The sequence below is a fragment of the Tropicibacter alexandrii genome (assembly GCF_003667315.2).
In the GTDB taxonomy this organism is placed as follows: domain Bacteria; phylum Pseudomonadota; class Alphaproteobacteria; order Rhodobacterales; family Rhodobacteraceae; genus Tropicibacter; species Tropicibacter alexandrii.
Map to the genome: position 1 here is coordinate 1 of NZ_RCTZ02000036.1, position 22,275 is coordinate 22,275.

Genomic DNA, 22,275 nt, shown 5'->3' on the forward strand with positions numbered 1-22,275 from the left:
GACAGGGCGCGCAGATGGGCGGCGGAGAGATGCCCGTATGCGTCCTGAATGAGGTGAAGGAACTCGATCAGCAGATCCCGGTCGCGCGGCCGGTCACCCAGCAGCTCCCGAACCTCGGCCAAAGCCGCATCGTCATACTGCCGCCCCTTCGGCGTCTTCCGACCCTTGCCGCCGCTGCGCCCGGCGCGCCATACGCCTTTGCCTTCATCCAATGCCATATCGAGCCTCCGCCTGCGGGCCTGTTTCGCCCGCCTGTCTGCGTCAGCATCGTGCAAAGGATCAATATGAAAATCCCGTCATTCGATCAGGATTTTCTATCGAGACGGGATACGACTCACTGCATCCCGAAAGCGGCATAGGGGTAGAAGGTGACGAGCGTTCCGGGGGTCACCTCAAGCGCGCCGTCGGGCAATTCGACCAATCCGGTCGCCCAGGACAGGCCAGAGATTCGGCCCGACCCTTCGGATTTGAAGACCTCGGCCCCCTCCGGCCCCAGCTGCGCGCGCAGGTATTCGCGCCTGCCCGGCTTCTTCGATTTCGTGAAGGCGGCAGGCGCGGTGAAGCCTTGCGGCGTGACCCACCCTGCCCCGGACATCAGCGACAGCGCCGGTCGGCCAAAGACCAGCGCGCAGACCAGCGCCGCCACCGGGTTTCCCGGCAGGCCAAAGACCGGCACGCCCCGCCACATGGCCAGCGCCAGCGGGCGCCCCGGTTTCAGTGCAATTCGCCAGCTGGTCAGGTTGCCGCGTTCGCGGAGCAGGCGCGAGACGTGGTCCTCATCCCCTGCCGAGGCCCCGCCCGAGGTCAACACGACATCCACCGCATCGGCGGCGTGGTCCAGCCTCGCCGCGATCTGCTCGGCATCGTCCGGGGCGTGTCCAAGGTCGACCGCGTCAAAGCCCCAGCCCCGCGCCAGCGCCAGCAGCATGGGGCGGTTTGCGTCGTAGATCTGGTGCGGTTCGGCACGGGTCGCGGGATCGCCGATGATCTCATCCCCGGTGGACAGCACGCCGACGCGGAGCGGCGCATAGACGGGCACCTCTGCCACGCCAAGCGCGCTGAGCAGCGCAAGGTCAGGTGCGCGCAGGCGGTGGCCCTTGGGCAGGGCAAGCGCGCCTTCGACCACGTCCTCGCCGGCCTTGCGGGTGTTGGCGCGGGGTTTCACCGGGCCGTCAAAGACCACGGTCGCGCCATCCAGCGCGGTGTCTTCCTCCAGCACGACGGTATCGACGCCTTCGGGCAGGATCGCGCCGGTCAGGATGCGCACCGCCTGCCCCGCAGGCACGGCGCCCTCGAACGGTTGACCCGCCGCCGCGCGCCCATCTACCAGCGGCAGGCGCTGCACCCCCTGCCCCGTCGCAGCAAAGGCAAAGCCATAACCATCGACAGCGGAATTGGGGCGTGGCGGGTTGGAGCGGCGGGCATGCACATCCCCGGCCAGCACCTGCCCGACCTCGGGTTTGGCGGTCAATTGTCTGACGATTGGCGTCAGCCGGTCGCGCAGCAGCCCCAGCGCCTCGTCCACCGGCACCCAAGCCACGCCCTGCGGCATGGCAAAGCAATCGTCGCGCAGACGTGGCGGCAGGACGGTGCTCATAGCCCCACCTCCCTCAAGATGAAATCCGCGACCGAGGCCACGTCGTCGAGGTCCAGAACCGGCAGGTCCGTCTGCACCTCACCCAAGGCCGCCACCGCGCGGATCGTATCGTTGTCCGCGGACAACGGCGGCTTGCCGTTCACCGCGCGGAAGGCCTCGACCTTGGGGTGGGGCGCGCGTTTGTAGCCCTCGATCAGGATCAGATCGACCGGGTCGAGCCGTGGCAGCAACTCCTCCAACGTGGGCTCCCTTGCATCGCGCAACTCGGTCATCAGGGCCCAGCGGCGGGGCGAGGCCAGCAGCACCTGCCCTGCCCCGGCCACGCGATGGCGGTAGCTGTCGCGCCCCGGTTGGTCCACATCCGTGTCGTGATGCGCATGTTTGACGGCAGAAACGGTAAAGCCGCGCCCGGTGATCTCGGCCACCAGCCGTTCCATCAGGGTCGTCTTGCCCGCGTTCTTCCAGCCGGTCACGCCGTAGATGCGCATTTACAGACCCTCCGCCCGGATCAAATCCTCGGGCGTGTTGATGTTGAAGAAGGCGTTCTCGTCCGGAAACACCGCCTCGCGCCCGCCATGTTTGTCGGTCCACAGGACGACCTTTTTCAATCCCTCGTTCAACGCCGCGCGCAGGTCGTCGCGCAGGGCCACGGGCCAGAGGCCAAAGGTGGGATGGCGGATCAAGCCGGATTTGCTTTTGCTCTTGGTCTGCGCCTCCCCCTTGGTGGCGGCGAGAACCGGGATGCCTGATCCCTCGGCGCTCAGCCGGGCCACCAGATCGGTCGGGAAGAACGGCGTGTCGGCGGCGACGGTCACGATGCTCTCGGCCCCCTGCCCCGCCGCCCAGTCCATGCCCGCCAGCACACCGGCCAATGGCCCGGCAAACCCGGGGATGCTGTCGGGGATCACCGGTAGCCCCAGATCGAACCGCCCCGCATCGCCATTGGCGTTCAGAGCCATTGCGCCGACCTGAGGCCGCAGCCGCGCGATCACATGATCCAGCACCCGCGCGCCTTTCAGCGGCAAAAGCCCCTTGTCGCCGCCGCCCATCCGCGTTGCCTGTCCCCCGGCAAGGATCACGCCAATTGGTTTCATACCTCACCTCCGGCCTGCGTGACGCGCTCTGTCAGAAGCGTCTGGAAGGTCTCTGCATTCATTCCGTCAGGCAAATCCGAATCGGGCACGAGGAACAGAAAGGCAGCAAAGCGGATCACCGTGCCGCCGTCGATGCGCAAGACGCGGCGGACGCGGTGCAGCCCCATCGACACGACTTGGCCTTCGCTATGCTCGGTGATCTGCGTTTCGCTCAGTTCGATGACGCAAGGCCCCAACGCGCCCGCTTCGGCGGCCATGCGGTTCAGAACCGCCCTTTGGGCAATCGCCGCAATGCCCAAGCCCAGCAACATGCCAACCGCACCAGCCATCATCACGATGGAGAGCGTGTCGGTCAGCGCCGGATCGTAAATCTGGAACAGCCCGAGAAAGATCAGAAAGATCACGACCCATCCGCCAACCCTCAGCGCGCGCCGTTTGAAGCTAGGCTTGCCCCCGGTGAAGGACCGCCCGCTTTCGGCAATGGCGGCGGCGAGCATCTTGTCGGTGGGCCGCGTCTCGAAGGTCAGCGTGCCGATCATTGCGCGCTTTTCCGGCGGTGCTTGCGGTCCTCGTCGGGCAGGCTGGCCGGGTCGATGTCGCGCAGCAGCCGGTCCTCGCCCGACAGACAGACAAAGCGTTTGCCCCGCATCCGCCCGATGCAAGTCAGACCGACCTGACGGGCGATCTCCACCCCCCATGCGGTAAACCCGGACCGCGAGGCCAGAACCGGGATGCCCATCAGCGCGCATTTGATGACCATCTCGGATGTCAGCCGCCCGGTCGTGTAGAGGATCTTGTCCGCGACCGGGATATCATGGCGAAAGACGAACCCGGCGATCTTGTCGACCGCATTGTGCCGCCCGACATCCTCCATGTAGATCAGCGGCGTGTCGCCCTGACACAGCACGGTGCCGTGGATCGCGCCCGCCTCCAGATACAGGCTGGGGATCGTGTTGATCTGATGCGCCAAGGCGTATAGCCAACTGGTCCGCACCTCGGTCTGAGGCAAGTCCAGACCCTCCAGCCCTTCCATCATGTCGCCAAAGACGGTGCCCACGGCACAGCCGCTGGTGCGGGTCTTCTTCTGGACCTTTTCCTCGTAGCTGGTCTCGCGCTCGGTGCGCACCACGACGGTTTCCAGTTCCTCGTCGAAATCGACGCGGGTCACCACGTCATCGTCTCGAAGCATCCCCTGATTGCGGAGAAACCCCAGCGCCAGATATTCCGGGTAATCGCCAATGGTCATCGCCGTGACGATTTCCTGCCGGTTGAGGTAGATCGTGAGCGGGCGTTCCTCGACCACGGGAATCTCAACCGGCGCGCCGGTGTGATCGGCACCAGAGACCGGGCGGGTCAGTCTCGGGTTCTTGGGATCGGGGAGAATGGGGAATTTCAACGTCATGGGCTTCCTCGGTGTCGCGGCATCTTGTATGCCGTTGGGGCGGGGTGCAAGGGGGCGCGAATGCTGGGATATATCGTTGCCGAAGGACGAGGCGCGGGGGACGTGTTGCTGTACCAATGCTCCATGGCGCTCAGGGCGCGGGGCCTGCCGCTGGCCGGTGCGGTGCAGGTCAACGCGGAACGCGATCCGGCCCGGAAATGCGACATGGACCTGCATATCCTGTCCGGCAATGATGTCGTGCGAATATCGCAGGACCTTGGCGCGCTGTCGCGGGGCTGCCGTCTGGACCCAGCGGGCCTCGAAAGTGCGGTTGGGCTCGTGGCGGCGGCGTTGGACCGCAGCCCGGGCCTGCTGATCGTCAACAAGTTCGGCAAGCAGGAACTGGACGGGCGTGGCTTTCGACCCTTGATCGGCGAGGCACTGGCCCGTGACATCCCGGTATTGACGGCAGTCAATGCGGGCAATGTCGAGGGGTTCCTCGACTTCGCCGGCGAGTTCGGGGAGCGCATCGAGCCCGAACCAGAAGCAATCCTGAACTGGTGCCTGACCTTTGCCACGGATGCTGCCTGAGGATTGTCCGCGGACAACGCGTCAGGCCGGGTCGGGCGCATGGGCCAGCCGTCGCATCACCCGCACCGGGTCAAAGGCTTCGCGCCGGGTGCCCGTGGTCACAGCCCTGAAATACGCGCCCAGCGATTTTATCTTGTCCTGCATCTGCAACAGCACCCAGACCGTCAGGGCGGTGCGCTCCGCCCCAAGCTGGCGCTGTGCTGCTTCATAGCATTGTGACGTGATCCCCATCATCGGCGCGAGCTTTCGGGCCAAGGCGATGATCTCTGACCCGGTGGACACAGGCGCGTCGGTGAAATCCAACGCCGCGCGACAGGCAGAGGTGATTTCCCGAGGGGTGACGATGTCCTCAGGGGTCTTTCTTTCAATAAGTTCTGGTTCTGAGTTCTGATGGTGCCGGACATTTTGGCCGTCATTGGCGGACATCTCTTGTGGATCGTCCACAGGGGTTTCCACGGGACAAGCGGCCGCGTCGAGCGTATCGAGCAGCGCGCGGCAATCATGGACGCCCAGTTTGCGGCGCAGGATCCGCAGCGCGGCGAGGGCCTGTGCGTGGTCGGGCGCGACTTGGAGCAAGGCATTGGCTGCCGCGCGGATCTGTTGACGCAGATAGGCGATTTGTTGATCGAGACGCGTCGCCTCTGCGGCTAGGGCGGCGATCTCCGCAAAGCGGGCGAACACCGGCGACAGGTCGAACCCAAAGCGAAGGGCGACGGGCTCGGACGGGCTGCGGCGCATGTAGCGTTTGCGGTTGGGGCTGTCCCGCCGGATCAGCAGGCCGTGCTCTTGAAGGATCGCGGCGTGGCGGCGGATTGTCCGGTCGGAAATCCCGTTCAGACGAAAGGCCAGCGTCTCGTTCGAGGCAAAGACCGTGTCGTGCTGGCGCTTCGGCGGCAGGCAGGACAGCATGGCGTCGAGCGTGGCGATGACAGTGGATTTCAACCCCATCAAGGGGGCTGCCCGGCGCAGGGTTTCGATCAGGATGTGCCGTTCGGGGCGCGCGTTGTCCGCGGACAACAGCTGTTGGGGTCGCCCCTTGACTGGGGCAGCGGCTTGGATGAATGCCATGATTTTTCCACGACAGCAGGTCGGGCAAAGCCCCGGGTTTCGCTGGATTCGTCTATCTCAGGAAAAAGGTCGCAAATCTTCGTTCAACCGAATCGGTTGTTGTTGACTGCATCGGAGAAGCTGGGTTATCTGAAGGTGCTAAAGACAGATTGGGCTCTCCGGGGATGACCTTGGGGGGCTCTTTCTTTTTCCGGCTGTGGGTCGTGCTCCTGTTTTTGTTGCTCTGCTCGGTTGCTCAATCGGCCTGTTGGGCCGTCTTCCACGCCTCGTAAAGACGCTTCAGCTCGGGTTCCGCATTGTCGCGCAGCCAGTCTGCAAATGCGGGTGTCTCTGTTTTCGACAGTTTCAGGGTCAGCGCGCGGGGCGTGTCCTTGATCTCGGCCAGCTTGGTGCCGTCGTCATGCGTCACCAGCAGGGCAGGGGGCTTGGGCGCGGCGTCGGGTTTACGCTTCACAGCCTCCACCAGCTTGGCAAAGCGGTCATCCGAGGTGCCCGTCAGCACCAGCCCCGTGGCGACCCGCTCCAGATCGATCCCGAGGTCCCGCACCAGATCGGCCAGTTCCTCCCAGCGTCTGCGCCCGATGCCATGCGCGGACCCGACCTGCTGGATGACGGCGACCGGGATCACCCGCGCGACCTTTGTCATGCGTGACAGCATCGGCTTGTCGATGGCGAGCGCGTCCATGATGACCGCAGGCTCATATCCGCCCTCGACCAGTTCCGCCGCAAACAGCGCCTTCTCGATAAAGCTCGGGTCCAACCGGTGGGCGTTTTCCTGACCCTGCGCAAGGACCGCCTCTTGGTCGGACAGTGTCCGCACCAAAGCCCGCGCGGGCAGGCCGAGCGCGCGGAGCGCCCGCAGACGCCGCCGCCCGTAGACGATGCGATACTGACCGGGCTGATCCGCCACGGGCCGCACCATGATCGGCACTTGCTGGCCATGCGCCCTGATGCTGTCGGCCAGCACCGCCACATCCGCATCGTCAAAGGCCAGACGGTCGCGCGGCCCGTCCTCGTCGATCAGGGCCGTGTCGATCTCGCGGACCGCGTTGCTGGACAGGTCCTTGAGCGTGGATTTCACGCCGCTCATGGCACCGGTATTCGGAAAGCGCGGTTTGGCCGTGCTGTCCTCGGTCGGAGGGGGAGGGGGCTGGAACAGGTTTCTACGTGCCATCAGTCAGCCCTCCGTCCCCAAGCCTGTTGAATGGTCTTCTCGAATTCATCCGCCACGCCGTTTACGCTTTCCAGAACGCGATCCAGCGTCTTTTTCACGACCTGACCGGGGTCGAGTTCGTAAATCGTCTGTTGCGTCATGCCCGCATCGGAAATCGCGGTGGATTTCAACATCGGCGTGGTCAGCACCTGATCCAGCAGGATCGAGCGCAGGAACCCGGCCATCTGCGACTGCGGCACATCCGTCGGTTCGAACCGCGCCACGAGGTATTTCAGGAAGGCCCAGTCGATCGGTCCGGTCGCTTCCTCAAGGGTGCGCACCGTTTCCCCAGCCATCTCAAGGAACTGCGCCATGGACGCCACGTCCAGCATGCTGGGCACGACCGTAATCAACAGCCCGGTCGATGCCAGCAGCGCGGTCATGGTGGTAAAGCCCAGCTGCGGCGGGCAGTCGATGATCACGAGGTCATAATTCGCCTCGACCTCGTCCAGCGCAATGGCCAGCCGCTGGGTAAAGGGCGGGTCCACCTTGTGTTGCAGCGCATAGGCGGTCTCGGTCTCGTATTCCGACAGCAGCAGGCCGGCGGGGGCAAGGTCGAGATTGTGGAAATAGGTCTTGCGGATCACGCTGCTCAGCGGTGCGGGGTCCTCGTATTTCAGCGCGTCATAGATCGTGCCGCTTTCGGCAAACTCGATCTCGGGGCGGTAGCCGAACATGGTGGTCAGGCTGGCCTGCGGGTCCATGTCCACGGCCAGCACACGATAGCCGCGCAGGGCGTAGCGCTGCGCCAGATGGATCGCGGTGGTGGTCTTTGACGAGCCGCCCTTGAAGTTGACGATGGAAATGACCTGCAACCCGTCGCCCTCACGACGCCCCGGCAGATAGGCCTCGCCATTGCGCCCGGTGCGGGCCATGACATGGCGGATCTGGTCGATCTCTTCGGCGGTGTACAGGCGCCGCCCGCGCGAGTCCGTCTCTACCTCGGGAAAGTCCCCTTCCTGATGGCGGGTGCGCAGGTTGGACATGCTGATGCCGGTCAGTTCCGACACTTCGGCGGGGTGGAACTTGCGCAGGGTTTTCCGGCTTTCCGGTTGAAAGCTGTTGCGCATATGATGGTTCAGCGCATCGGACAGACGCTGCGCATTCGCGGAAATCGACGCCGCGATGGAAGAGGGGGCGGACAGGTCCGTCTTTGCATTCATACCGCTCAAGACCTCTTGGTGGGTCATCATTGTTTCGTCGCCAAACTGCGCAAATTTCGCGATCTTGCGACAAGTCCACTTGTGACACGCAAGTTATCCCCAGACAACGATTTTTTAATCAGACAGGGAGGGGCGCGTAACCCTTTGATAATAGGGCATTTCCGGCAGTCTGGCCCGGCAATGTCAAGATATTGCGGCCACTTTCCCCCGCACCGCAAGACCTGTTGGGCGCCCCTGTCTCGATTCGAAGGCTCGGCCGATACGTCGCGAAACGACAAGACAAGGTCGCCCTTGTTCGGGTCTGTTGATTCGTGACGATAGCGGAGGACGGCATGGCAGAGATACCCACACAGGCGCGGGTCGTGATCATCGGGGGCGGGGCGGTCGGGGCCTCGGCGCTTTATCATCTGGCCAAGGCGGGGTGGACGGATTGCGTCCTGCTGGAAAAGAACGAACTGACCGCGGGCAGCACATGGCATGCGGCGGGCAACGTGCCGACGTTTTCGTCCAGCTGGTCGATCATGAACATGCAGCGCTATTCGGCCGAGCTGTATCGCGACCTCGGCGCGGCGGTCGACTACCCGATGAACTACCACGTCACCGGGTCGATCCGGCTGGGTCATTCCCAGGAACGCCTGCAGGAATTCAAGCGCGTGCAGGGGATGGGCCGCTATCAGGGCATGGATCTGGACATCCTCACCCAGGATGAGATCAAGGCGCGCTATCCTTTCGTCGAAACCCATGACCTGAGCGGCGCTTTGTACGACCCCTATGACGGTGACATCGACCCCTCGCAGTTGACGCAGGCCTTGGCCAAGGGCGCGCGCGATATGGGCGCGACGATCCTGCGCTTCTGCCCCGCCACCGGCGCGCGGCGCGAGGGCGAGGAGTGGGTGATCGAGACCCCCAAGGGCGAGATCCGCTGTGAATACGTGGTGAACGCGGCTGGCTACTACGCCCGCGAGGTCGGCAAGTGGTTTGGCCGCGACGTGCCGATGATGGTGATGAGCCATCAATACATGCTGTTCGACAACGTGCCTGAGATCGAGGCATGGTCGCGCGAGGCGGGCCACAAGCTGCCCTTGCTGCGCGACGTGGACAGCTCTTATTACCTGCGGCAGGAAAAATACGGCTTCAACCTTGGCCCGTATGAGCGCAACTGCAAAGCGGCTTGGGTCACATCCGACGACCCGATGCCCGACGATTTCAGCTTTCAGCTGTATCCGGACGATCTGGACCGTCTGGAATGGCATATCGGCGATGCGATGGCCCGCGTGCCGCTTTTGGAAAAGGCCCCGCTGGTCAAGAACATCAATGGCCCGATCCCCTATACACCCGACGGCAACCCCCTGATCGGGCCGATGCCCGGCGTGCCGAACGCGTTCGAGGCCTGTGTCTTTACCTTTGGCATCTGTCAGGCGGGCGGCGCGGGCAAGGTGCTGGCCGAATGGGTGACAGAGGGCGCGACCGAATGGGATATGTGGTCCTGCGATCCGCGCCGCTTCACCGCCTTCACCGATCAGGACTACTGCATCGCCAAGGGGATGGAGGTCTACGGCCACGAATACGGCATGCATTTCCCGCATCACGCATGGCCTGCGGGGCGGGGGAAAAAGCTGTCGGCCTTGCACAGCCGGCTAGAGGCAGCCGGTGCGCAATTCGGGGCGTATAACGGCTGGGAGCGGGCGAATTGGTTCGCCGCTGCGGGCGATGACACCTCTGAGGAGGCCACCCAGACATGGCGGCGCGACGGGCCGTGGTTCCAACGCGTGGCCGAGGAATGTGCCGCCGTGCGCGACGGCTGTGGCGTGCTGGCGATCAGCGGGTTTTCACGGCTGGCGGTCGAGGGTCCGGGCGCACGGGTGCATGTGAACAGCCTGACCGCGTCGAAACTGCCCCAGCCGGGCCGCGTCGGGCTGGCCTATTTCGCCGACCAGAAGGGCCGGATCGTCACGGAAATGTCGGTGATCCCGCGCGACGATGACAATATCTGGCTGATCACCGCCGCTGTCGCCCAATGGCATGACCGCGACGTGCTGCTGCAAGGCCTGCCCGATGGGCTGGCCGTCACGGATCGCTCGGACAAGTACGAGTGTCTGCTGATCACCGGCCCGAAGGCACGCGACATCCTCGCGCCGCTCACCGATGCGGATCTGTCCTTGCCGTGGCTGTCGGCGCAAGAGGCCAAGGTTTGCGGCAAGGATGTGGTCCTGCTGCGGGTCTCCTTCGCCGGGGAGTTGGGCTGGGAAGTCCACTGCCTGACGGACGACGCGCCCGAGATCTGGGACGCCGTGACCGGGGCAGGGGCGAAACCTTTCGGCATGTTCGCACTGGATAGCCTGCGCGTCGAAAAGGGCTATCGCGCGTGGAAGGGCGACCTGTCCACCGATTACACCCTGCTCGAAGGCGGGCTGGAACGGTTCATCGACTGGACCAAGGACTTCCCTGGCAAGGCCGCCTTGCAGGCGCAGAAACAGGCCGGTCTGACGAAACGCTTCGTTGTCTTGGACGTCGAGCCGGTCGATTTCGACCCGCCCTATATGTCCACGCTCTGGCAGGGCGACACCATCGTCGGCGAGGTCACAAGCGCGCGTTTGGGCCATCGCGCGGGCACCTGCGTGGCGCTTGGCATGGTCCGCGCCGATCTGGCGGAGCCGGGCACAAAGCTGGAGGTCGAGGTGTTCGGCACCCGCATGCCCGCGACCGTCAGCGACGGCCCGCTTTGGGACAAGGCCAACGAAAGGCTGCGCGCATGACCCTTCCGCAAAAGGCCCGCCTGGTCATCATCGGTGGCGGCGTGGTCGGCTGTTCCGTCGCCTATCATCTGGCGAAACTCGGCTGGCAGGATGTGATCCTGCTGGAACGCAAGCAGCTGACCTGCGGCACCACATGGCACGCGGCCGGTCTGATCGGACAGCTGCGCGCCTCGGCCAATATGACCCGGCTGGCGAAGTATTCCGCCGATCTCTATCGCGGGCTGGAGGAGGAAACCGGGCTGGCGACAGGCATGAAGCAGGTCGGGTCGATTTCGGTCGCCCTGACCGAGTCGCGGCATGAGGAACTGCTGCGCTCTGCTTCGATGGCGCGGGGGTTTGGTGTCCCGGTCGAGGAAATCTCGGCCGGGCAGATCAAGGAACGCTATGCCCATATCAACCTCGATGGCGTCAAGGGCGGGGTCTGGCTGCCGACGGACGGGCAGGGCGACCCGGCGAATATCGCTTTGGCGCTGGCGAAAGGCGCGCGGATGCGCGGCGCGCAGGTCGTCGAGGGGGTGAAGGTCACCGGCATCGACGTGGCCAACCGGCGCGCGCGGGCGGTGACATGGGAGCAAGACGGAGAAACCGGCGTGATCGAGACCGATCACGTCGTCAATTGCGCGGGCATGTGGGGCCATCAGGTGGGCCGCATGGCCGGAGTCACCGTGCCGCTGCACGCTTGCGAACACTTCTACATCGTGACCGAGCCGATCCCCGGCCTGACCGATCTGCCCGTGCTGCGCGTCCCCGACGAATGTGCCTATTACAAAAGCGATGCGGGCAAGCTGCTGCTTGGCGCGTTCGAGTCGGACGCAAAGCCGTGGGGGATGGGAGGAATCCCGGACGATTTCTGTTTCGACCAACTGCCCGAGGATTTCGACCATTTCGAACCGATCCTTGAACGCGCCGTGCACCGCATGCCGATGCTGGCCGAGACGGGGATACACACGTTCTTCAACGGGCCGGAGAGTTTCACGCCCGATGACGCCTATCATCTGGGCCTTTCGCCGGAGGTCGACAATTTCTGGGTCGCGGCAGGCTTCAACTCCATCGGTATCCAATCGGCGGGCGGCGCGGGCATGGCCTTGGCCGAGTGGATGGACAAGGGCGAAAAGCCCTTCGATCTGGGCGATGTGAACATCGCGCGGATGCACCGGTTTCAGGGCAACAAGACTTATCTGTTCGAGCGGTCCAAGGAAACGCTGGGCCTGCTTTACGCCGATCACTTCCCCTACCGGCAAAAGGCCACGGCGCGGGGCGTGCGCCGCTCGCCCTTCCATGACCGGCTGGCGGGGCAGGGGGCTGTCTTTGGCGAGTTGGCCGGGTGGGAGCGGGCCAATTGGTATGCCGAAGCGGGGCAGGACGCGGCCTATGAATACAGTTGGGGCAAGCAGAACTGGTTCGCCAATACGGCGGCCGAGGTGGGTGCGATCCGCGAGGGCGTTGGCCTGTACGATATGTCCTCCTTCGGGAAAATCCGGGTCGAGGGGCGCGATGCCTGCGCCTTCCTCAACTTTGTCTGCGGTGCGCAGATGGATGTGGCTCCGGGACGCATCGTCTATACGCAATTCCTGAACGGGGCCGGGGGAATCGAGGCGGATGTGACCGTCACCCGCCTGTCCGAGACCGCCTATCTGGTGGTCACGCCCGCGCTGACCCTGCCCGCCGACATGGCGTGGCTGCGCAGGCATATCGGCGAGCGTTTCGTCGTGCTGACCGATGTGACCAGCGCCGAGGGCGTGCTGGCCGTGATGGGGCCAAAAGCGCGTGACCTGCTGAGCCTCGTGTCGCCCGATGATTTCAGCAACGCCGCGCATCCGTTCGGCCATGCCCGTGAGGTCGAGATCGGCATGGCCCTCGCCCGCGCGCATCGTGTGTCCTATGTCGGCGAGCTTGGGTGGGAGATCTATGTCTCCGCCGATATGGCCGGGCATGTCTTCGACACGATCTGGCAGGCAGGGCAGGGGATGGGTGCGCGCCTGTGCGGGATGCACACGATGGATTGTTGCCGCATCGAAAAGGCCTTCCGCCATTTCGGTCATGACATCACGTCGGAGGATCACGTGCTGGAGGCCGGGCTTGGCTTTGCCGTCAAGCTGGACAAGCCCGACTTCATCGGGCGCGACGCAGTGCTGCGCAAGAAAGAGACCGGCCTGACCCGACGGCTCTTGCAGTTCAAACTCAGCGACGCGGGCGCGATGGTTTATCACAACGAGCCGATCCTGCGGGATGGGCAGATCGTCAGCCACGTGACCTCGGGGGCCTATGGGCATCACTTGGGCGCGGGGATCGGGCTGGGCTACGTGCCCTGCGCGGGCGAGAGCGCCGAACAGGTGCTGGCCTCGGATTACGCCATCGAAATCGCCGGGCGGCGGGTGCCTGTCACCGCCTCGCTCAAGCCAATGTATGACCCGGCTTCGGCCCGGGTGAAGCTGTAAGGAGGAGGTGCAGCCATGGCCCAACCTGTTGAGACCCCGCGCAAGGCCCTGCGCACCGGCGGTCGTGCCGCGCGCCGCGCCGCCCGTGCCGCGCCCTTGGCCGACGATCTGCGCCCTGTTCGCGCTGGCATGGAAGGCGGGCAGTATCGCCCGCTGACGACCGAAGGCATGGCCCGCATCCACGAGGCCGCATTGGAGGCGCTGGAGGTCATCGGCTTGTCACAAGCCCCTCAATCCGGCGTCGACGCCATGGTCGCGGCGGGCGCTGTGCAAGGTGACGACGGTCGCCTGCGCTTTCCCCGCGCGCTGGTCGAGGACATGCTCGCCAAGGCAGCGCGCGGCATCACGCTTTATGGTCGAGACCCCAAGCATCACCTGACGCTGGAAGGCACGCGGGTGCATTTCGGCACGGCGGGGGCGGCGGTGCATATGGTCGACCCGGTGACGGGGGACTACCGTGAAAGCACGGCGCAAGACCTGTACGATGCCGCACGGCTGGTGCAACACCTTGACAATGTGCATTTCTTTCAACGGCCCATGGTTTGCCGTGACGTGACGGACAACCTCGAAATGGACCTCAACACGCTCTATGCAAGCGTGTCGGGCACGACGAAACACGTGGGCACCTCGATCTTCGACCCCGCGCATGTGGACCCGTGTTTCGAGATCCTGCACGAGGTTGCGGGGGGCGAGGCCGCGTGGCGCGCGATGCCTTTTGTCTCGAACTCCAACTGCTTCGTCGTGCCGCCGATGAAATTTGCCACCGAAAGCTGTCTGGTGATGGAGGGCTGCATTCGCGCGGGCATGCCGGTGCTGCTACTGAGCGCGGGGCAGGCGGGGGCGACCGCGCCCGCGCCCATCGCCACGGCCATCGTGCAAGCGGTGGCGGAATGTCTGGCCGGTGTGGTCTATGTCAATGCCATCGCGCCCGGGCATCCGGCGGTGTTTGGCACATGGCCCTTTGTCAGCGATCTGCGCACCGGGGCGATGTCGGGTGGTTCCGCCGAGCAGGCCTTGCTGACCGCCGGATGCGCGCAGATGCACCAGTTCTACGGCCTGCCGGGGGGCGCTGCGGCGGGGATTTCCGACAGCAAACTGCCGGATATGCAGGCCGGGTGGGAGCAGGGCATCACCAACGTCATGGCGGGTCTGTCTGGGCTGAACATGGTCTACGAGGCGGCGGGGATGCATGCCTCGCTGCTGGGCTATTGCCTTGAATCGCTGGTCTTGGGCGATGACATCCTTGGGCAGGCGATGCGTGCGGTGCGGGGGATTGACGTGACCGAGGACAGTGTCTCGATCGAGACGATGCGGCAGGTCTGTCTGGAGGGGCCGGGGCATTACCTTGGGTCCGACCAGACGCTGAAGCTGATGCAGACGGAATATGTCTACCCGGTGGTCGGCAACCGCATGAGCCCCAAGGAATGGGAAGAGGCGCAGCGCCCGCGCCTGCTGGACAAGGCGCGGGCGCGCAAGGAGGATATCCTGTCCAAGGCGACCTGCACGGTTGATCCCGCCACTGACCGGGCCATCCGCGCCCGGTTCCGGATGCATTTCGACTGATTCACGCCGGACCCGAAGAGGGGGTCCCGGGTCACACCTGGGACCACGTCACTGCAACGCCGCCTTCATCCCTGCCTCGGGAAAGCAGGTGGCCGGTTCCCCGCGCGATTCCTGCCAGCGCCCGATGGAGCGCCGGGTCTTGAACCCGGCAAGGCCATCGGCCCCGCCCACGTCATGGCCCATGCGTTCCAGCGCGCGCTGCATCACCGCCACATCGGACCGCAACAGCCCGCCGACATTGCCCCAACCGGCGGTGAAATCGCCCATCCCGTACTGGATGCGGTCGCCCACATGGCCCACGAACAGTGCGTAGAGATCGCTCATGTTGTAGTCCTTCAGGACGTAGAAATTCGGCGTCACGATGAAGGCCGGGCCGTTCCGCCCGGCAGGCATCAAGAGGAAGCCCTGCCCGCGCAGCTCGTGATCGGGGAAGGGCTTGCCGTTGACACGCGTGATCCCCATCGCGGCCCAGTCCCGGATGCGTTTGCCCTGATCCGGCCCTTCGAGCGTGCAACTGACCCCGTCCGGCACCCGCACCTCGAAGCCCCAGTCGCGCCCCGAGACCCAACCGTGTTCACGCAGGTAGCGGCCAATCGAGGCGATCGTGTCCGCCTCGGACCGCCAGATATCGGCGTGGCCGTCGCCATCGCCATCGGCGGCGTATTTCAGGAAGTTCGCCGGCATGAATTGCGGCTGCCCCAGCGCGCCCGCCCAACTGCTGCGCATGGCGCTTTCGGGCGCATGCCCGGCTTGGGCGATCTGCAAGGCGGCGATCAGCTCGTCGCGGAAATAGGGCGCACGGGTCGACATGAAGCCCTTGGTCCCCAGCACCTCGAACACGTCATGCTTGATCGGCACGCGACCATAGCCGCTTTCACGCCCCCAGATCCCGAGGATGATCCGCCCCGGCACGCCGGTCTGTTGCTCGACCGCGCCCAAGGTCCCGGCATGGGCGCGCATCATCTGCTTGCCCACCGCCGTCGCGCCGTCCAGCGAGCCGCGGTTGAAATACTTTCCCGGCGATCCGAACTCGGCCTGCCGCTGGCGTTTCGGTGTCTGCGGCTTGGTCCCCGGCGGGACGAGATCGGGCAGGTCCCAATTCAGCCGCACCCCGTCGAAGGCCGCGTCGAAGGTGGCGCGCGACACGCCCTTGCGCCGCGCCTCTGGCCAGATGTCCTGCACCAGCCATGTCTGGAACTGCTGTTCCACGGCGCTCTTGTTCTGGGCGAGGGCGGGCAGGGGCAGCAGGGCAAGGATCAGAATCAGCGCGCGAATCGGCAAGGGGACCTCCGGAGGTTTGTCACCCCGGAGCCTAGCACGCTTCGCTGGGGCGTCCCTTGACCTCCGCGTGTATCGGCGAAAATTCCCCGACGCGGGTTTGACTTTCACCCCGCGCGCTGTCCTGCTAGCGATAACGAAAACGGGGAGGGTTCCATGGGTTATATTCTGGCGATCGATCAAGGCACCACGTCCAGCCGCGCGATCCTGTTCGATGGCGCGATGAAGGTCGTGGCCACCGCGCAGCAGGAATTCACGCAGCATTACCCGGCCAATGGCTGGGTCGAACACGACCCGTCCGACTTGTGGACGACGGTCACGGCCACCTGCCGCGCGGCGCTGGACAAGGCCGGGATCAAGGCCTCGGACGTGGCCGGGATCGGCATCACCAACCAACGCGAGACGGTGCTGGTCTGGGACCGCGCCACCGGCAAGCCCATTCACAACGCCATCGTCTGGCAAGACAGGCGCACCTCGGAACGCTGCAAGGCGCTGAAGGCCGAGGGCCATGAACCGCGCGTCACCCAAGCCACCGGCCTTCTGCTCGACCCGTATTTCTCGGGCACGAAACTGGCTTGGGTGCTGGACAATGTCGAGGGCGCCCGTGCGCGCGCCGAGGCGGGCGAGCTGGCGTTTGGCACTGTCGATACGTGGCTGATCTGGAACCTCACCGGCGGGGCGCGGCACGTCACCGATGCGACTAACGCCGCGCGCACGATGCTTTATGACATCCGGCAGGGCGCGTGGTCGCAGGACATGTGCGACCTGCTCGGCGTGCCGATGCAGATGCTGCCCGAGGTTCTGGACTGCGCCGCCGATTTCGGCACCGCGCGCGCCGATCTTCTGGGCGCGGAAATCCCCATCCTTGGCGTCGCGGGCGACCAGCAGGCCGCGACCATCGGGCAGGCCTGTTTCAAACCGGGCATGCTGAAATCCACCTACGGGACCGGCTGCTTTGCCCTGCTCAACACCGGCGACACCCCCGTGACCAGCGAAAACCGCCTGCTGACCACCATCGCCTACCAGCTCGACGGCAAGACAACCTACGCGTTGGAGGGCTCGATCTTTATCGCCGGGGCCGTGGTGCAATGGCTGCGCGACGGGCTGAAGATCATCCGCGAGGCGCGGGAAACCCAGCCCTTGGCCGAGGCCTGCGACCCGGCGCAATCCGTGGTTCTGGTCCCGGCCTTCACCGGCCTTGGCGCGCCCTATTGGAACGCCGAATGCCGGGGCGCCGTGTTCGGCCTGACCCGTGACAGTGGGCCAGAGGCCTTTGCCCGTGCCGCGCTGGAAAGCGTCGGCTACCAGACCCGCGACCTGCTGGAGGCGATGCAAGCCGACATGGGCGGCGCAAGCGAAGCGGTCCTGCGGGTTGACGGCGGCATGAGCGCCAGCGACTGGGCGATGCAGTTCCTCTCCGACATCCTCGACGCGCAGGTCGACCGGCCCGACGTGCTGGAAACCACCGCCATGGGGGCGGCGTGGCTGGCGGGGCAGCGCGCGGGCCTTTACCCCGATCAGGCCGGTTTCGCCGAAGGCTGGGCGCTGGAACGGCGCTTTACCCCCGATATGGACGCCGCGACCCGCGATGCGAAATACGCCGCGTGGAAACGCGCGGTCACGGCGGCGCAGGCCTTTTGAGGAGAGCCCGATGAAATCCCTTGTTCTGGAGCGGCAGCACGCGCTGTCCCTGCGCGATTTCCCCGAAATCAGCCGCGCCGAGGAAACGCTTGGCCCCCGCGACGTGCGGATCAAGCTGCACACCGTCGGCATCTGCGGCTCTGACGTGCACTACTACACCCACGGGCGCATCGGGCCGTTTGTGGTGACAGAACCGATGATCCTCGGCCACGAGGCGGCGGGCACGGTGATCGAGGTTGGCCGCGACGTCACCCATCTAAGCGAAGGCGACCGCGTGTGTATGGAGCCGGGCATTCCCGATCCCACCTCGAAGGCCGCGCGTCTGGGCATGTATAACATCGACCCGGCCGTGCGGTTCTGGGCGACGCCGCCCGTGCATGGCATCCTGCGTCCGACCTGCGTGCATCCGGCGGATTTCACCTATCGTTTGCCGGACAGCGTCAGCTTTGCCGAGGGCGCGATGGTCGAACCGCTCGCCGTCGGCGTGCATGCCGCGACAAAGGCGCGGGTGAAGCCCGGCGACACCGCGCTGGTGCTGGGCGCGGGGCCGATTGGCCTAGTCACGGCGCTGTCCGCTTTGGCCGCCGGTTGCGCCCGCGTCTGGGTCGCCGATCTGGCCGAGGCCAAGCTGGCCATCGCCGCCAGCCTGTCCCCCGCGATCACGCCCATCGACGTGCGCACCGGAACCCTCACCCAACAGATCTTCGACGAGACCGAGGGCTGGGGTGCGGATATCGTCTTTGAGGCCACCGGCAAGGCAAAGGCGGCGGCGGGCGTGTTCGAACCGCTCGCCCCCGGTGGCTGCGTGGTGATGATCGGCGGCCAGCCAGACCCGATTTCCTACGATGCGGGCGCCGCGATGGTGCGCGAGGCGCGGGTCGAGAACATCTTTCGCTACGCCCACGTGTTTCCGCGCTGCGTTGGGATGCTGGCCTCCGGCGCGATCGACGTGAAACCGCTGATCACCCGGACTTTCGGGTTCGATGACAGCGTCGAGGCCTTCGACATCGCGGCCAGCGCCCCGCCTGCGGACGTCAAGATGCAGATCGTGCTGGACTGAGGGGCGCTTCAGGTAAAGTTGAAGCGCAGGGGTTCCTTGTTGGTGAACCGCTCGGCGGCCTCGGCATTGTAGCGGCTGGCCAGCAGGATCGCATGTGCCTGCTGTTCCATGCGCAGCAAGGTCTCGGCATCGCTTTCCATCGCCTGTGCCGAGATCTGCTTGGTCAGGGAAAAGGCCGCGGACGAGCTTTGCGCCATCTGGCGGGCCATGTCCCAAGCCCGGTCCATGAGCGACGCATGCGGCACGATTTCCAGCCCGATGCCGATGCGGATCGCCTCTTCGGCGTCGATGGTGCGCCCGGTATAGAACATTTCGCGCGCGCGCTGCAGGCCGACCGTGCGGGGCAGGGCGTACATCAGGCCGAAATCGGGGGCCAAGCCGACCTTGCAGAACGGCGCGCCGAATTTCGACCGTTCCGTGATCAGCACGAGATCGCAGGCCAGCGCCAACGCCAGCCCCGCCCCCACCGCCGCGCCATCCACGGCGGCGATCACCGGCACGGGCAGGTTACGCAGGATACGCAACCAGGCATGGCCCTGCCGGATGCGGGTCAGGTAATCCTCGGCTCCGCCATAGGTCCCGGCCTGATGGTCCGCATGCATGGCCTTCAGGTCGCCCCCGGCGCTGAAGACTCCGTCGGACCCCGTCAGGATCACCCCCTTGAGGTCAGCGCGCTTTTCCAGCGTGCGCAGCGCCTCGTCAAAGGCGGCCTTCAGGTCGTTGGACAGCGGGTTGTACTGTTTCGGGCGGATCATCTCCATCAAGGCGATGTCGTCGCGATAGGTCAGGCGCAGGGCGCCGTGGAGTTCGGTCATGATGGGTCTCCTGCCGCGGGGGTGCCCCTTGGGTAAAGGCGCAGCCCCGCGGTTTCAAGCGCCACCACGCCCGAACCTTCGCACCGCCGAAAGATCAGCTTTCGGCGACGCAATCGGCGAAATACAGCGTCTCGCCAAATTCGCCCTGTTCCTGCACGAGGCCGTGGATATCGGTCTCGAATCCCGGGCATTCGCGGGCGAAGTCGCGGTTGAACCGCAGGTATTCCACGATCTTGCCGTTGAACACTTCGCCCGGGATCAGCAGCGGAATGCCCGGAGGGTAGGGTGTGACCAGCGAGGTCGTCACGCGCCCCTCAAGGTCGTCGATGGCGACACGTTCGGTCTTGCGCCGGGCGATATGGGCATAAGCGTCCGACGGCGTCATGCGCGGCTGGTGATCGGACAGGTAGATTTCCGTCGTCAGGCGCGCGATGTCGTATTTCGCGTACATGGCGTGAACATGCTGGCACAGGTCCTTGAGCCCCATCTTTTCGTAGCGCGGCTGCGCCTCGCAGAATTCCGGCATGCAGCGCCACAGCGGCTGGTTCTTGTCGTACCCGTCCTTGAACTGTTGCAGCGAGGCCAGAAGCGTGTTCCAGCGGCCTTTGGTGATGCCGATGGTGAACATGATGAAGAAGGAATAAAGCCCGGTCTTTTCCACCACCACGCCATGTTCGGCGAGGTATTTCGACACGATCGAGGCCGGTATGCCGTCCTCGGAGAAATGCCCCTCGATATCCAGACCGGGCGTGATGATCGTCGCCTTGATCGGGTCCAGCATGTTGAAGCCGCGCGCCATGTCGCCAAAGCCGTGCCAGCTGTCATCCCCCGAGGTCTCGACCCCGTCGGCATCGGTTTTCTTCAGCTCCCAGTCGCGGGTGCGGCCCATGCCGTCGCCGTCAGAGCGGAAGTCCTCCGGCCCCCAGACCCGGAACCACCAATCGTTGCCGTACTCCTCTTCGACCTTGCGCATGGCGCGGCGGAAATCCAACGCCTCGACGATGCTTTCCTCGACCAAGGCCGTGCCGCCCGGAGGCTCCATCATCGCCGCCGCCACATCGCAGGACGCGATGATCGAATATTGAGGCGAGGTGGAGGTGTGCATCAGGTAGGCTTCGTTGAAGAGATGCCGGTCGAGCTTGGTTTCCTCGCTGTCCTGCACCAAAACGTGGCTGGCCTGCGAAATGCCAGCCAACAGCTTGTGCACGGATTGCGTGGCGTAGGTCACCGAATGTTTGGTGCGCCCGCGCTTGCGGCCCATGGCGTGGTATTGACCGTAGAAGGGGTGAAACGCTGCGTGCGGCAGCCAAGCCTCGTCGAAATGCAGGTTCTCGACGTAGCCATCGAGCAGGCGTTTGATTTCCTCGGTATTGTAGAGCACGCCGTCATAGGTGGACTGCGTCAGGGTCAGGATGCGCGGTTGTACCTTGTCGGCGTCGTAATCGGCGAGCAGGGGGTTTTCGCGGATCTTCGCCTTGATTGCTTCTGGTTCGAATTCCGAGTGCTGGATCGGGCCGATGATGCCCCAATGGTTGCGCGTGGGTTTCAGGAAAACCGGGATCGCCCCCGTCATGATGATCGAATGCAGGATCGACTTGTGGCAGTTGCGGTCGACCACGACCACGTCGCCGGGGGCGACGGTGTGGTGCCAGACCATCTTGTTGGAGGTCGAGGTGCCGTTGGTCACGAAATAGCAGTGATCGGCGTTGAAGATGCGCGCGGCGTTCTTTTCCGATTCCCCGATGGCGCCGTTATGGTCCAGCAGCTGGCCCAGTTCCTCGACCGCGTTGCAGACATCGGCGCGCAGCATGTTTTCACCGTAGAACTGGTGATACATCTGCCCGATCGGGCTTTTCAGAAAGGCCACGCCGCCCGAATGTCCGGGGCAGTGCCAGCTATACGATCCGTCCTCGGCGTAATCGAGCAGCGCCTTGAAGAACGGTGGCTGGATGTATTCGAGATAGGATTTCGCCTCGCGGATGATGTGCTTGGACACGAATTCCGGCGTGTCCTCGAACATGTGGATGAAGCCGTGCAGCTCGCGCAGGATGTCGTTGGGCAGATGGCGGCTGGTCTTGGTCTCGCCATAGACGTAGATCGGCACGTCCTCGTTCTTCCAGCGGACTTCCTCGATGAAGTTGCGCAGGTTGGTGACGGCGGCGTCCTCTTCGGGGCCGGCGCTGAATTCCTCGTCATCGATGGACAGGACGAAGGCCGACGCGCGGCTTTGCTGCTGGGCGAACTGGCTGAGGTCGCCATAGCTGGTGACGCCGAGCACCTCGAATCCCTCGGCCTCGATGGCCTGCGCCAGCGCGCGGATGCCAAGGCCCGAGGTGTTTTCAGAGCGGAAGTCTTCGTCGATGATGACGATGGGAAAGCGGAACTTCATGCGTCCCTCCTGAGGGCCATGTAGGGATGATTTCGGTCAACCTGTTGCAGGCTGACGCGGCAAGGTCAAATGCTTACATACACGATAGCGTGGGCGCACTGCACCGCAAGGCGTGGCCGCCGGGGCAAGTGGGTGATGTTGCAACCAAGTAGAAATGTCGCGTGGTTGGCAAAGCAGAAATGTCCCACCTGGAGCGCCGTGAGCGCAGCCGGGCAGGGCGGAGACCTC

Annotated in this window: 17 protein-coding genes and 1 pseudogene; 6 read left to right on the top strand and 12 right to left on the bottom strand. The window is 64.8% G+C overall.

Translation table 11 applies throughout. The features are described 5' to 3' along the window. From D8Z78_RS23685 to D8Z78_RS23705, 6 genes and pseudogenes are all read right to left on the bottom strand, one after another. A pseudogene (locus D8Z78_RS23685) lies at positions 1 to 218 on the bottom strand (NAD(P)H-dependent oxidoreductase subunit E); the annotation flags it as partial. Positions 219 to 334: 116 nt separating this feature from the next. Continuing rightward, positions 335 to 1,597 (bottom strand): molybdopterin-binding protein, encoded by a 1,263-nt coding sequence (locus D8Z78_RS23690; protein ID WP_164933077.1) that lies wholly within the window; start codon positions 1,595 to 1,597, stop codon positions 335 to 337. Continuing rightward, positions 1,594 to 2,085, bottom strand: coding sequence for a molybdopterin-guanine dinucleotide biosynthesis protein B (gene mobB / locus D8Z78_RS24795; protein ID WP_164933078.1), 492 nt, complete (start codon positions 2,083 to 2,085; stop codon positions 1,594 to 1,596). Before mobB ends, D8Z78_RS23690 begins: the two co-directional genes overlap by 4 nt. Then, positions 2,086 to 2,691, bottom strand: coding sequence for a molybdenum cofactor guanylyltransferase MobA (gene mobA, locus D8Z78_RS23695; RefSeq protein ID WP_121634438.1), 606 nt, complete (start codon positions 2,689 to 2,691; stop codon positions 2,086 to 2,088). It lies immediately after the preceding gene. Then, entirely contained in the window at positions 2,688 to 3,230 is a 543-nt protein-coding gene (locus tag D8Z78_RS23700) for a hypothetical protein (RefSeq protein WP_121634440.1), read from the bottom strand. The genes mobA and D8Z78_RS23700 overlap by 4 nt, the downstream gene beginning before the upstream one ends. After that, positions 3,227 to 4,093, bottom strand: coding sequence for a formate dehydrogenase accessory sulfurtransferase FdhD (locus tag D8Z78_RS23705; RefSeq protein WP_121634442.1), 867 nt, complete (start codon positions 4,091 to 4,093; stop codon positions 3,227 to 3,229). The genes D8Z78_RS23700 and D8Z78_RS23705 overlap by 4 nt, the downstream gene beginning before the upstream one ends. Positions 4,094 to 4,153: 60 nt before the next feature. Between D8Z78_RS23705 and D8Z78_RS23710 the strand changes: the two genes are divergently transcribed. Beyond that, on the top strand, positions 4,154 to 4,663 hold the full coding sequence (locus tag D8Z78_RS23710) for a DUF2478 domain-containing protein (protein ID WP_121634444.1): 510 nt from the start codon (positions 4,154 to 4,156) through the stop codon (positions 4,661 to 4,663). Positions 4,664 to 4,684: 21 nt separating this feature from the next. Here the strand turns inward: D8Z78_RS23710 and repC are convergent, their stop codons facing one another. The 3 genes from repC to repA all read right to left on the bottom strand — a co-directional run bounded on the left by repC (position 4,685) and on the right by repA (position 8,107). Then, entirely contained in the window at positions 4,685 to 5,731 is a 1,047-nt protein-coding gene (gene repC / locus D8Z78_RS23715) for a plasmid replication protein RepC (protein ID WP_121634446.1), read from the bottom strand. Between the two features lie 235 nt (positions 5,732 to 5,966). Further along, complete coding sequence (gene repB / locus D8Z78_RS23720) at positions 5,967 to 6,905, bottom strand: plasmid partitioning protein RepB (protein WP_121634448.1); 939 nt, start codon at positions 6,903 to 6,905, stop codon at positions 5,967 to 5,969. Then, the gene (repA, locus tag D8Z78_RS23725; RefSeq protein ID WP_121634463.1) at positions 6,905 to 8,107 is read right to left on the bottom strand and encodes a plasmid partitioning protein RepA; all 1,203 of its coding nucleotides are present in this window, start codon (positions 8,105 to 8,107) and stop codon (positions 6,905 to 6,907) included. Before repA ends, repB begins: the two co-directional genes overlap by 1 nt. 332 nt (positions 8,108 to 8,439) lie before the next feature. Here repA and D8Z78_RS23730 point away from each other — a divergent pair, with 332 nt between their 5' ends. From D8Z78_RS23730 to D8Z78_RS23740, 3 genes are read left to right on the top strand one after another with little or no spacing between them, the layout of a single operon-like run. Continuing rightward, positions 8,440 to 10,863 carry a GcvT family protein gene (locus tag D8Z78_RS23730; protein WP_121634450.1) on the top strand — a complete coding sequence of 808 codons (2,424 nt, stop codon included), beginning with the start codon at positions 8,440 to 8,442 and terminating at the stop codon, positions 10,861 to 10,863. Further along, positions 10,860 to 13,301 carry a GcvT family protein gene (locus tag D8Z78_RS23735; protein ID WP_121634452.1) on the top strand — a complete coding sequence of 814 codons (2,442 nt, stop codon included), beginning with the start codon at positions 10,860 to 10,862 and terminating at the stop codon, positions 13,299 to 13,301. The genes D8Z78_RS23730 and D8Z78_RS23735 overlap by 4 nt, the downstream gene beginning before the upstream one ends. Positions 13,302 to 13,316: 15 nt before the next feature. Further along, complete coding sequence (locus D8Z78_RS23740; RefSeq protein WP_121634453.1) at positions 13,317 to 14,864, top strand: trimethylamine methyltransferase family protein; 1,548 nt, start codon at positions 13,317 to 13,319, stop codon at positions 14,862 to 14,864. A gap of 48 nt (positions 14,865 to 14,912) precedes the next feature. Here D8Z78_RS23740 and D8Z78_RS23745 read toward each other — a convergent pair whose 3' ends face one another. Then, positions 14,913 to 16,145 (bottom strand): lytic murein transglycosylase, encoded by a 1,233-nt coding sequence (locus tag D8Z78_RS23745; protein WP_420824341.1) that lies wholly within the window; start codon positions 16,143 to 16,145, stop codon positions 14,913 to 14,915. A 153-nt stretch (positions 16,146 to 16,298) separates the two neighbouring features. On the opposite strand from D8Z78_RS23745, the gene glpK reads away from it, so the two are divergent. Together glpK and D8Z78_RS23755 are read left to right on the top strand one after the other, a co-directional pair. Beyond that, positions 16,299 to 17,783, top strand: a complete 1,485-nt coding sequence (gene glpK, locus D8Z78_RS23750) for a glycerol kinase GlpK (RefSeq protein ID WP_121634455.1) — start codon at positions 16,299 to 16,301, stop codon at positions 17,781 to 17,783. A 10-nt stretch (positions 17,784 to 17,793) separates the two neighbouring features. Next, entirely contained in the window at positions 17,794 to 18,843 is a 1,050-nt protein-coding gene (locus tag D8Z78_RS23755) for an NAD(P)-dependent alcohol dehydrogenase (protein ID WP_121634457.1), read from the top strand. A gap of 8 nt (positions 18,844 to 18,851) precedes the next feature. On the opposite strand, the gene D8Z78_RS23760 is transcribed toward D8Z78_RS23755, so the two are convergent. Then, positions 18,852 to 19,658: an enoyl-CoA hydratase/isomerase family protein gene (locus D8Z78_RS23760; protein ID WP_121634459.1), complete on the bottom strand. Its 807-nt coding sequence runs from the start codon at positions 19,656 to 19,658 to the stop codon at positions 18,852 to 18,854. Between the two features lie 94 nt (positions 19,659 to 19,752). Then, positions 19,753 to 22,047, bottom strand: a complete 2,295-nt coding sequence (locus D8Z78_RS23765) for an arginine/lysine/ornithine decarboxylase (protein WP_121634461.1) — start codon at positions 22,045 to 22,047, stop codon at positions 19,753 to 19,755. Positions 22,048 to 22,275: the final 228 nt, after the last annotated feature.

Excerpts from the sequence above, each read along its gene's own strand:
- D8Z78_RS23690 (WP_164933077.1), bottom strand. The coding sequence starts at position 1,597 with ATGAGCACCGTCCTGCCGCCACGTCTGCGCGACGATTGCTTTGCCATG.
- mobB (WP_164933078.1), bottom strand. The coding sequence starts at position 2,085 with ATGCGCATCTACGGCGTGACCGGCTGGAAGAACGCGGGCAAGACGACC.
- mobA (WP_121634438.1), bottom strand. The coding sequence starts at position 2,691 with ATGAAACCAATTGGCGTGATCCTTGCCGGGGGACAGGCAACGCGGATG.
- D8Z78_RS23700 (WP_121634440.1), bottom strand. The coding sequence starts at position 3,230 with ATGATCGGCACGCTGACCTTCGAGACGCGGCCCACCGACAAGATGCTC.
- D8Z78_RS23705 (WP_121634442.1), bottom strand. The coding sequence starts at position 4,093 with ATGACGTTGAAATTCCCCATTCTCCCCGATCCCAAGAACCCGAGACTG.
- D8Z78_RS23710 (WP_121634444.1), top strand. The coding sequence starts at position 4,154 with ATGCTGGGATATATCGTTGCCGAAGGACGAGGCGCGGGGGACGTGTTG.
- repC (WP_121634446.1), bottom strand. The coding sequence starts at position 5,731 with ATGGCATTCATCCAAGCCGCTGCCCCAGTCAAGGGGCGACCCCAACAG.
- repB (WP_121634448.1), bottom strand. The coding sequence starts at position 6,905 with ATGGCACGTAGAAACCTGTTCCAGCCCCCTCCCCCTCCGACCGAGGAC.
- repA (WP_121634463.1), bottom strand. The coding sequence starts at position 8,107 with ATGAATGCAAAGACGGACCTGTCCGCCCCCTCTTCCATCGCGGCGTCG.
- D8Z78_RS23730 (WP_121634450.1), top strand. The coding sequence starts at position 8,440 with ATGGCAGAGATACCCACACAGGCGCGGGTCGTGATCATCGGGGGCGGG.
- D8Z78_RS23735 (WP_121634452.1), top strand. The coding sequence starts at position 10,860 with ATGACCCTTCCGCAAAAGGCCCGCCTGGTCATCATCGGTGGCGGCGTG.
- D8Z78_RS23740 (WP_121634453.1), top strand. The coding sequence starts at position 13,317 with ATGGCCCAACCTGTTGAGACCCCGCGCAAGGCCCTGCGCACCGGCGGT.
- glpK (WP_121634455.1), top strand. The coding sequence starts at position 16,299 with ATGGGTTATATTCTGGCGATCGATCAAGGCACCACGTCCAGCCGCGCG.
- D8Z78_RS23755 (WP_121634457.1), top strand. The coding sequence starts at position 17,794 with ATGAAATCCCTTGTTCTGGAGCGGCAGCACGCGCTGTCCCTGCGCGAT.
- D8Z78_RS23760 (WP_121634459.1), bottom strand. The coding sequence starts at position 19,658 with ATGACCGAACTCCACGGCGCCCTGCGCCTGACCTATCGCGACGACATC.
- D8Z78_RS23765 (WP_121634461.1), bottom strand. The coding sequence starts at position 22,047 with ATGAAGTTCCGCTTTCCCATCGTCATCATCGACGAAGACTTCCGCTCT.